Source organism: Capnocytophaga canis (assembly GCF_043187445.1).
Classification (GTDB): domain Bacteria; phylum Bacteroidota; class Bacteroidia; order Flavobacteriales; family Flavobacteriaceae; genus Capnocytophaga; species Capnocytophaga canis.
Genome location: NZ_CP171121.1, coordinates 368,479 through 379,125 on the forward strand (window position 1 = coordinate 368,479; position 10,647 = coordinate 379,125).

The window sequence follows — 10,647 nt, forward strand, 5'->3', positions numbered from 1 at the left end:
TTTTAGTAATCCCCTAATGTTTCAGGATTTTGTGCGAGAGCTTTCGCAAGTTGTTCATCATTCGGAGCTTTTCCGTGCCAAGCGTGAGTTCCCATCATAAAATCAACACCATTGCCCATTTCGGTATGTAAAAGCACACATACTGGTTTTCCCTTGCCTGTCAGGGACTTTGCTTTTTTCATTCCTTCCAAAACAGAAGTGATGTCGTTTCCTTTCTCAATATCAATTACTTGCCAACCAAAGGCTTCAAATTTAGCACGTAAATCACCTAAAGGCAGAACGTTATCCGTGCTTCCATCAATTTGCTTTTTGTTATAATCAACGGTAGCAATCAGGTTATCAACACCTTTTCCTCCAGCATACATTGCAGCTTCCCAGATTTGTCCTTCTTGCAATTCGCCATCACCATGAAGAGTGTACACCAAATGTGTATCGCCGTTGAGCTTTTTGGTCAGTGCTGCTCCAATCCCAACTGAAAGCCCTTGTCCTAAAGATCCTGAAGCAATACGAACGCCTTCCAATCCTTCGTGTGGCGTTGGGTGTCCTTGCAAACGAGAATTTAGCAAACGAAACGTGTTTAATTCGCTGATAGGAAAATAACCTCTTCGAGCTAAAACGCTGTAAAATACAGGGGAAATATGCCCGTTTGAAAGGAAAAAGAGATCTTCATTTTTGCCATCCATCTCAAAATTGGTGTTGATTTCCATCAATTCGTTATAGAGGCAAACTAAAAATTCAGTACAACCTAACGAACCGCCGGGGTGTCCTGAATTTACCTTGTGAACCATTCTTAAAATATCTCTACGCACCTGCGTAGTAAGGTCTGTTAACTGTTGAATATTTGACATTATTTATCGTTTTTGTATTTCTCGACAAATATAGTTTTTTTCATGGTTTATGCAAAAAGATTTAGAAAATATTTGACTTCAAAAATGGAGTCCAAACCACTGTATACAGGTATTATATTCGAACTTTGATACTTATCCTCTGTCAATGGATTAAATACTTTCTAATGTGTAGCGTGAGAAATTTGAGATTAAATCTCCAAGGTTTAATGATTAAAATAAAACATTGGGAGCATAGTTTAGTTGCCTCTTTAAATTTATTACAAGAAGAATCAAATCAACCTCAAAAACAAAAATTAAAATCCGTATCTTTGCCTACAAAAAATCTATTTATGAAAAAAAATACAACCGCAATTGTGTTTGCTACACTAATTTTTCTTTTTTTTGCAACCGCTTGTAAAAGCACAATAGAAGAAAAAGCAACAAAAGAGATGAAAAAAAACGAGAAAAAGGTAGTCTATCAGGTATTTACGCGTCTATTTGGAAACACTAATACCTCCAACAAACCTTGGGGAACAAAAGAAGAAAATGGAGTTGGGAAGTTTTCTGATTTTACTGACAAAGCCTTAGAGGAAATCAGGGATTTAGGAGTTACTCACATTTGGTTTACGGGCGTCCCACATCATGCCTTAGTAAATGATTACACGGCTTTTGGAATCAGCAATGACGATCCAGAAGTAGTAAAAGGACGTGCAGGTTCGCCCTATGCTGTTAAAGACTACTACAATGTAAATCCCGACTTGGCAGAAAATCCTGAAAATCGATTACAGGAATTTAAAGATTTGGTAGAACGCACCCACAAACACGGATTGAAAGTCATTATTGACATTGTTCCTAATCACGTAGCAAGAAAATATGAAAGCGTTTCAAAACCCAAAGGCGTAAAAGGATTCGGAGAAGATGATGACACTTCGGTAGCATATCACGTAAACAATAACTTTTACTACAATCCAAACGAAACTTTCGAACTTCCAAACTATGCAACTGGCTACGAGCCTCTTGGAGGAGAAAAACATCCGTTGATTGACGGAAAATTTCATGAATTTCCTGCCAAATGGACTGGCAACGGTTCTCGAAAATCAAAACCAGATTTCAACGATTGGTATGAAACAGTAAAACTCAATTTTGGAGTTAGACCTGATGGAATTAAGGATTTTCCAGAACTTTCGGACGATTTCAACGATAAAAATCACGAAGAACATTATCAATTTTGGAAAGATAAAACGGTTCCGAATACTTGGATAAAATTTAGAGACATAGCCTTATTCTGGTTAGATTTAGGAGTGGATGGGTTCCGTTTTGACATGGCTGAAATGGTTCCTGTAGAATTCTGGAGTTATCTCAATTCAAATATCAAAAATAAAAATCCGGAAGCTTTTTTATTAGCCGAAATCTACAATCCAAAAGCATATCGTGATTATATTCATAAGGGAAAAATGGACTATCTCTATGATAAAGTTCAATTGTATGACACCCTACGGGGTATCGTTTCCTATGGCCGATCCACTGATGCTATTGCTCCTATCCAACACGAATTGGCGGACATTGCTAAAAATATGCTTCACTTTTTGGAAAACCATGACGAACAACGCATCGCATCACCAGAGTTCGCAGGTTACCCTGAAAAGGCAAAACCAGCAATGACAGTTTCAACGCTCATCAGCGATGCTCCAATTATGATTTACTTCGGACAAGAAGTAGGTGAAAAAGGAGCTGAAAAAGGTGGTTTTGGCAGTCCTTCCAGAACTTCTATTTTTGACTACGTTGGCGTACCTGCTCACCAGCGATGGATGAACAACAAACAATTTGACGGAGGACAACTATCTGACAATGAAAAACATCTGCGTGATTTCTACAAACGACTATTGCACATTCCCGTTACAGGATTTTACGCCGACATTCATAAATATAACCGCGAAAACACTGAATTCTATAACGATAAGGTCTACGCCTTTGTACGTGGCGATGAAGAAAATCAATGGATTATCATCGTTAACTTCAATGAAAGCGATAGCTTTGGGTTCGATTTGCAAATTCCTCAGTTCATCATCGGAAGTTGGTTTTTAAATGACGGTAATTACTCCCTAACAGATGATTTATATCAAACAAAACAAACCACACTAAACGTGGCCAATGGCTTTGGAAAAATGCGGGTAGATATCGCTCCGCTGGAGTCACTTGTGTTTAAAGTGAAAAAATAGTGGTTAATCCTTTTGAAAATTACATACCACCACATGAAATCATTAAGAACTATCTCGACTTTTTACTGAAAAAGAACTCTTTCGAAAGTCGAGATGGTTCTTTAAATAGTAAAAAAATATGGAACAACATCCCAGAGGACACAAAAAGCTACTAAAAGCATGGATTTTTTACGATTGGGCAAACTCAGTATATAGTTTATCCATAGTATCGTCAATTTTCCCGATTTTCTACGGCTTACTATTCAAAATTGCCAATATAACTCACATTGATTTATTCGGATTTAGTGTTAAAAACACTGCAGCAATTACTTTTGTTACAGCTTTGGCTTTTTTGATAGTTGTAGTAATTTCACCCATTTTGAGTGGTATTGCCGACTACTTAGGGAAGAAAAAAACATTCATGAAATTTTTCTGCTATTTGGGGGCTATTTCTTGTATTGGTTTGTATTGGTTTTCATTAGAAAATATTTATTTTGGATTGCTATGCTATCTGTTCGGAGTCATTGGTTTCTGGGGAAGTATCGTCTTCTACAATTCCTACTTGCCAGATATTGCTTTGCCTGAACAGTACGACGAAGTCAGTGCAAAAGGCTTCATCATGGGTTATATAGGTTCGTGTATATTGCTGATATTCAACTTAGCGATGGTCATGTTTCCTTCTGTTTTTGGAATCGAAGGCTCTGAGGAAGAAGCCACCTTAACGGCAATGAAAATTTCGTTTGTAACGGTAGGCTTTTGGTGGATTATTTTCAGTCAGTATTCTTTCCGTCATTTACCTAATTTTGAAACTGACCGCAACAAATTCAGCAAACGATTTCTGTTGAATGGCTACAAAGAATTGCAAAACGTACAACAGCAACTCAAAGAAAACAAACTCCTAAAAACATTTCTTTTAGCATTTTTCGTATATAGCATGGGCGTACAAACTGTGATGCTTGTCGCTACCTACTTCGGAGAGCAAGAAATTCAATGGAAAGATACAGAAGAACGCACCATAGGATTGATAGTCAGTATTTTGATAATCCAACTAATAGCTATCGTAGGAGCTAAATTGACTGTTTGGAGTGTAAAAAAGATAGGGCAAATTCCTACACTAATAATACTGAACTGTATTTGGATTTGTATCTGTTTGATTGCATATTACATCTATTTACCTTGGCATTTTTACGCCACAGCCACCTTAGTAGGGTTGGTCATGGGAGGCATTCAAACACTTTCACGCTCCACCTATTCCACCTATTTGCCAAAAACAAAGGATACAACTTCTTTTTTCAGTTTTTACGACGTTTCAGAAAAGATTGGTATTGTTATCGGTATGGGAATTTACGGTATGATTGACCAAATGACCAACAATATGCGAAATTCGGTGGTATTTTTAGTCCTTTTCTTTGGAATTGGAGCCTTAATTTTATTCCAAATACACAAAAAGAAGTATTTTTCTAAAAAAAGCCAGTTTTAACATTTTAAATAGCATTTAAAAATTTGAATAACTAAAAAAAGAAGTAATCGAAAATCCATAGATGCAAAATTCATAACAACACTTTCGTTTGAAACACTTTTTAAACAAATATTTGTTAATTAAAAAATATTTTGTAACTTGTGAGCCATAAAATTAAAAATCAATTTCTCATAAAAAAATGTTTTGAAAAGCCTATTAGTTATTGGGATTGTAGCTACACTTGGATTTACATATTATGATTATTCTAATTGTACGATAAAAGTTTATGATGAAAAAGGTAGAGGAAGAGTTAGTAAATGTTTTTACTAACTTAGATAAGCAGGTGAATAATTAGAATTCTGTTTTTATTTTCAATTTATTTCGTCTATTTTATTTAGTTTGTAGCTTTAAACTTGAATAAAATAGACGAATTTATATGAGATAGAGTGTAAAAAAGAATGTTGTAAATTCAATAGAGTTTGTTTTTAGTTATTTTAAAATTGAAAACATCTATCAGCGTAAAAATTTTTTATGAATATTTGAGACTTTATGAGATAAAAACAGAATATAAAATTATCACAAATTGTTAAGTTTAAATACTATTTTTTTGAATTATTATATGATACTAAATAGCATAAAATACGGAGGTGTTATATCGTTACTTCTATTTCTTTCTTCGTGTAAAGAACAGACAAAAGGCAATTTGATCCGTTTAGAAGATTTTCCGAAGAGACTTTCTTTGGAAATAAACAAAATCATTGAAAATGAAACTATTGGAGTCACCGCTGTATATACAACTAATGATTATTTTTTGTTACTTAAACGTAAAAGTGATTATTTTTTCGAAGTTTATTCTAAAAAAGATACTCTGAAAAAAGTGGAATTGTGTTACAGAGGACAGGGTCCTATGGATTTTATAGCTCCACTTTATTCAGCACAATTTAAGGATAATGCTTTTTTTGTTTTCGACAGAGCGAAATCTGTTTTTTCAAAAATAAACATAGATAAAAGCATATTGGAAAACAAAATAGCAATAGACACTATGATTAACTTTTCTTCTGTATTGAATGTTCAAGCAAGAGATATGTTTGTTACAGAGGCAGGAAAATATCTATACGGTGAGGATTTTGAAGATTGTACTTACTATTTAATTGATGAAAACAAACAGAATAGAACAGAAATAGGCAATAATTATAAATTGGAATTATCAGCTGACAAACACCATCTATCACAGAAATTATCAACTTATAATAACAATAGATTTGCCTCTGTATATTTTTCTTTTCCAAAAATAGATTTTGCTTCGGTTGAATCAAAAAAAGTTTATAAGTCTGTCCATTTTCAAGATGAAATTGTAATTAAAGATGAAAAATTAGAAGAATATTTGCAAAATACATTCTTCGATGCCATTGACAGCACAGATGAGTATGTTTATTGTCTTTATAATGATTCAAGAAAAGAGCAAGATAATAGTATGATTCTCGTTTTTGATTGGGAAGCAAATCCTGTTTGCATATTTCACTTACCTAAATACTATACACACTTTTCTGTGGACAAACAAGGAAAATATATGTATTTAATAAATTGGGAAACAGAAGAAATTGCTGTATTTACCACAGATGAAGCTATTAATTGAATCCTCCTACTTTTGAAGAACTGAACTAAAAATGATTTTTTAAACTGTACACAATGAATAAATATTTTTTCTTACTCCTGTCACTGATTCTTTTTTCTTGCTCTAAAAAAGAGAGGGCTTCCGTCCTTCCTGAGGAAATTAAAGTTGAGAACGTTGAAAAAATTGAAAGAATCAAACTGAAGTCAAAAGTGTTGATTGATAGTATTTTAGGAGCTTTTAGCGTAGCTAATGACTCAAGGCATATTTTTTTGAGTACTCCTGAAAATACTGAATCCAAAAGCTTACTTCAAATTTTCAATAAAAAAGGAGTTTTAGAAGCCAGTGTATTAAACCGAGGTGGAGGCCCAAATGATGTAATCAATGCTCGAATCATTAAGCAAAGAAACGAAAAAAATAGTTTATGGATAAACGATGTAACTTCTCGAAAGTTGAAATTGTTAAATGTTTCGGAATCAATATCAAATCAATCTGCAAAGATAGATCAGGTAGTTCGTTTTAACGAGGCTTCTGCCTACGCTTTTTTTATAAAAGATTCCCTTTTCGTATTGGAAACGATGAAAAATAGTAACTATTGGCTTACGTTTTTTAACCCTATAACCCAAACTACTGTTTTTGACAAACCTATATATCCAAACTCATCGAAGCATTTTACAGTTTTATACCAAAGTATTTGGGCTGCTAAAAGTGATAAAACTTGGATAGTTGGGGCTATGGAAGCCTTAAATCAAGTAAATTTTGTTTCTTTGGTTGATGCCGAAAAATCGTTTTCAGTATCTTTGGGTTCAGCAACAGATGTTGAAAAGGCAATAGACAATGAAGGAGTAGTAAAACATGCCTATTATTGCGATGTTGCTACTACCTCCAAGTATGTATTTGCTTTGAAATTAGACCAAGTGGAGGAAGAATCTTATGAAATTGCTAAGCCTGTTACGGTCGAAGTTCTTGATTGGAACGGAAAACCACAGTATGTTTTAGAAATTGATGAATATCTTTTAGATATTTCAGTAGATGAAGAGTTTAAAAAAATATACGGACTTGGTATTGATGGTACTGTATATGAATATGAATTGAACGGTATTTTGTAACACCTAAAAAACTAAAAATCAAATAAATAGATAAAAACAACAAAATAATCTACGATTATAAACAAAAAAAATCTTCAAGCAAACTTGAAGATTTTTTTTCTGTGGGTCCTACTGGATTCGAACCAGTGACCCTCTGCTTGTAAGGCAGATGCTCTGAACCAGCTGAGCTAAGAACCCGATATAACGAACAAATTTTGAGATTTTAGTGGGTCCTACTGGATTCGAACCAGTGACCCTCTGCTTGTAAGGCAGATGCTCTGAACCAGCTGAGCTAAGAACCCTAAAATAACATTAAATAAATTTATGACTAAGTGGGTCCTACTGGATTCGAACCAGTGACCCTCTGCTTGTAAGGCAGATGCTCTGAACCAGCTGAGCTAAGAACCCTTAGTGCTTGAATGCGGATGCAAAAGTAGCACTTTTTCTCAAACTACCAAAAAATTATTCAACTTTTTTTTGAAAAAATTATTGTAATGATTCCTTAATTCGGCGAATCGCTTCCGTAAGTTCCTGTTCTGAAGCAGCATACGAAATACGAATACAACGTTCATCACCAAAGGCTTCACCCGTTACGGTGGCAACTCCTGCTTCTTCTAACAGGTATAACGAAAAATCAGATGCAGTTTTGATTTCTTTTCCTCGCAATGTCTTACCAAAGAAATACGAAATGTCCGGAAAAACATAAAACGCTCCTTCTGGAACATTCAATTTGAAACCTTCAATTTCGCCGAGCAAACGCAACACCAAATCTCTTCGATTTTTAAACTGATCAATCATATATTGAATATTGCTTACAGGAGCTTTCAATGCAGCAATTGTAGCTCGTTGAGCAATTGAGTTAGCTCCGCTGGTAATTTGTCCTTGCATTTTCGTACAGGCTTTAGTTATCCATTCTGGAGCTCCTATATATCCTATTCTCCATCCTGTCATAGCATACGCTTTTGACACTCCATTCACGGTGATAGTTCGCTCATACATACCTTCAATTTCAGCGAAACTGGTATGTTTACCAACAAAATTGATATATTCGTAAATTTCGTCGGACAAAATAAATATATTTGGATGTTTTCGCAACACCACAGCCAAAGCCTCCAACTCTTCACGGCTGTACACTGAACCACTTGGATTGCAAGGCGAGTTGAACCACACCATTTTAGTTTTTGGAGTAATCGCTGCCTCTAATTGCTCGGGAGTCATTTTGAAATCATTTTCAATCGTAGTATAAACCTCTACTGGCACTCCTTCTGCAATTTTCACGATGTCCTTGTAGCTTACCCAATAGGGAGCAGGGAAAATCACTTCGTCTCCCGAGTTAATCATAACCAAAGCTACATTGGCTAAACATTGTTTTGCACCCGTAGCTACAGAAATTTGCGAAGGCTTATAAATCAAATTATTATCACGCTTAAATTTTTGACAGATGGCTTCTTTTAAATCAGCATATCCATCTACAGGAGAGTATTTACTGTAATTTTGATGAATGGCTTCGATGGCGGCTTCCTTTATAAAATCAGGAATATTAAAATCAGGCTCTCCCAAACTGAGACCTATAATATCTTTGCCCTGTGCCTTCAGCTCACGCGTTTTAGCAGCCATTGCTAAAGTAGCTGAAGTTTCCATATTGATGATGCGTTCCGATAAAAATTGTTGCATAGAAATAAAATTGTTAATTACTGGCTACAAAAATACTAAAATATTTGGATGTATTAGATTAAAATCGGTCGTTTTTTCATACATTTGCCTCTGAATTTGTTATAAAAGTTTATGGAACATATTCTTACCTACTTTAAAGATTTAACTCTGCAACAGAAAGAACAATTTGCAGCACTAAAATCGGTTTACGGAAGCTGGAATACGAAAATTAATGTCATTTCACGCAAAGACATGGATTCTTTTTATGAACGTCACGTGCTGCATTCGTTAGCCATTGCTAAAGTTCAGGTCTTCAATCCCTCCTCTGACATAATGGATGTAGGCACAGGCGGTGGCTTCCCTGGAATTCCATTAGCTATTTTGTTTCCTGAAGTGAATTTTACGCTGGTAGACTCCATTGGAAAGAAAATAAAAGTGGTTAAAGAAGTTGCGAAAGAAATTGGATTAGAGAACGTTACTGCTATAAACTCTCGTGTAGAGCTGATTGATAAAAAATTCGACTTTATCGTAAGTCGAGCCGTGACCCAAATGCCTGAATTTGTAAAATGGATCAAGGGCAAAGTTAAAAAAGATGGCAAACATGAACTTCCAAACGGAATTTTATACCTAAAAGGAGGAGATTTGAGCGAAGAATTAGCTACATTCACAAACGTTCAACTGTACAACATATCCGACTTTTTTACCGAAGATTTTTTTGAAACTAAAAAGGTTGTATATTTGAGAATCAAATAAATCAAAAGATTTTGAGCATTTGCCAAAGTGTCATCTGATACAGTAAATCATTCCTTGTGCCATAATTTTGGAAGAGAAATGTTTTTCCTATCAAAAATCACGCTATCTAAATTCACTATCAAAACGAAAAAAAATAAAAAATAAAATATTAAATTTCAAACGGTTAATGTTTCAATTTATATTTTTAAAAAATTTCACGCCTTGCATTTTACAAAATAAGTTTGTTTAATTTGAGAAAAATTATACATTTGCCGTAATATAAAATGAATTTATTATGAATCAAAAACCTTCAAGTGCCTTCATTGGGGCATCGTGGATTGCATTAGGAATTGGTTTTTTAGGCTATATGATTGGTCTTTGGAGAGCCGAAATGCTTTTGAGTGAAAAGGGCTACTACTTTACGGTACTTATGTACGGACTATTTGCCGTAATTTCAGTACAAAAAAGTGTTCGCGACCGATTGGAAGGTATTCCTGTAACCGATATTTACTACGGAATAAGTTGGTTTTCAACCATTTTATCAATTGTTTTACTAGTTGTAGGGTTATGGAATGCCGACACATTATTGCCAAGCGAAAAAGGATTTTACGCATTTTCGTTTATATTGGCTATTTTTAGTGCAATTGCCGTTCAGAAAAACACTAGGGACAGTAAAAATTTTGACCTAGATTTCTCATCTCATTCCCCAAAGAAAGAGGATGATTTTCACATTAAAAACGAAAGTAATTCCTAACAATAAGAAAACACTTTCCCCTATTTGGAGAAAGTGTTTTTTAAACTTTATTTTCGATATGGTTAGTAGCTTTTCTATTCTGAATTTTTCGTTTTTGACAATCCGAAAAAACTGATTTTTCTTAAGGTATCGTACACTTTTGTACCAAATTTCAAAATAGATAAAAAAACGAACAAGAATTTACAAAAATGCAAAAACTTAACATATACAACTCCCTTACGGGCGAAAAATTATTCAAAGTGTGATTGAATTATCTTTTGCAATCAAAAAAATGCATTCCGTAATTTTTTTACGTTTTTTTTCCTATCTTTGTCGCTCAAACTA

At 34.4% G+C, this 10,647-nt stretch carries 8 protein-coding genes and 3 tRNA genes; 6 read left to right on the plus strand and 5 right to left on the minus strand.

What is annotated here, in order from left to right; all coding sequences use genetic code 11:
• Positions 1–2: 2 nt before the first annotated feature.
• The gene (locus ACF3OB_RS01745; RefSeq protein WP_095894327.1) at positions 3–848 is read right to left on the minus strand and encodes a transketolase; all 846 of its coding nucleotides are present in this window, start codon (positions 846–848) and stop codon (positions 3–5) included.
• Positions 849–1,276: 428 nt separating this feature from the next.
• Between ACF3OB_RS01745 and ACF3OB_RS01750 the strand changes: the two genes are divergently transcribed.
• From ACF3OB_RS01750 to ACF3OB_RS01765, 4 genes are all read left to right on the plus strand, one after another.
• Positions 1,277–3,046: an alpha-amylase family glycosyl hydrolase gene (locus tag ACF3OB_RS01750; protein WP_392448740.1), complete on the plus strand. Its 1,770-nt coding sequence runs from the start codon at positions 1,277–1,279 to the stop codon at positions 3,044–3,046.
• A 118-nt stretch (positions 3,047–3,164) separates the two neighbouring features.
• Positions 3,165–4,505, plus strand: a complete 1,341-nt coding sequence (locus ACF3OB_RS01755) for an MFS transporter (protein WP_392448099.1) — start codon at positions 3,165–3,167, stop codon at positions 4,503–4,505.
• Positions 4,506–5,103: 598 nt separating this feature from the next.
• Positions 5,104–6,120, plus strand: coding sequence for a BF3164 family lipoprotein (locus tag ACF3OB_RS01760; RefSeq protein WP_392448101.1), 1,017 nt, complete (start codon positions 5,104–5,106; stop codon positions 6,118–6,120).
• Between the two features lie 53 nt (positions 6,121–6,173).
• Complete coding sequence (locus tag ACF3OB_RS01765) at positions 6,174–7,205, plus strand: hypothetical protein (RefSeq protein WP_392448103.1); 1,032 nt, start codon at positions 6,174–6,176, stop codon at positions 7,203–7,205.
• A gap of 102 nt (positions 7,206–7,307) precedes the next feature.
• Here the strand turns inward: ACF3OB_RS01765 and ACF3OB_RS01770 are convergent.
• The 4 genes from ACF3OB_RS01770 to ACF3OB_RS01785 all read right to left on the minus strand — a co-directional run bounded on the left by ACF3OB_RS01770 (position 7,308) and on the right by ACF3OB_RS01785 (position 8,858).
• A tRNA-Val gene (locus tag ACF3OB_RS01770) sits at positions 7,308–7,382 on the minus strand.
• A gap of 29 nt (positions 7,383–7,411) precedes the next feature.
• A tRNA-Val gene (locus ACF3OB_RS01775) sits at positions 7,412–7,486 on the minus strand.
• Between the two features lie 31 nt (positions 7,487–7,517).
• Positions 7,518–7,592 (minus strand) — tRNA-Val (locus tag ACF3OB_RS01780).
• 78 nt (positions 7,593–7,670) lie between these two features.
• Entirely contained in the window at positions 7,671–8,858 is a 1,188-nt protein-coding gene (locus ACF3OB_RS01785; protein ID WP_042005698.1) for a pyridoxal phosphate-dependent aminotransferase, read from the minus strand.
• A 111-nt stretch (positions 8,859–8,969) separates the two neighbouring features.
• Between ACF3OB_RS01785 and rsmG the strand changes: the two genes are divergently transcribed.
• Both rsmG and yiaA read left to right on the plus strand, forming a co-directional pair.
• Positions 8,970–9,590, plus strand: a complete 621-nt coding sequence (gene rsmG, locus ACF3OB_RS01790; protein ID WP_095894321.1) for a 16S rRNA (guanine(527)-N(7))-methyltransferase RsmG — start codon at positions 8,970–8,972, stop codon at positions 9,588–9,590.
• A gap of 274 nt (positions 9,591–9,864) precedes the next feature.
• Positions 9,865–10,323 carry an inner membrane protein YiaA gene (gene yiaA, locus ACF3OB_RS01795; RefSeq protein ID WP_042345092.1) on the plus strand — a complete coding sequence of 153 codons (459 nt, stop codon included), beginning with the start codon at positions 9,865–9,867 and terminating at the stop codon, positions 10,321–10,323.
• The last annotated feature ends 324 nt before the right edge of the window (positions 10,324–10,647 follow it).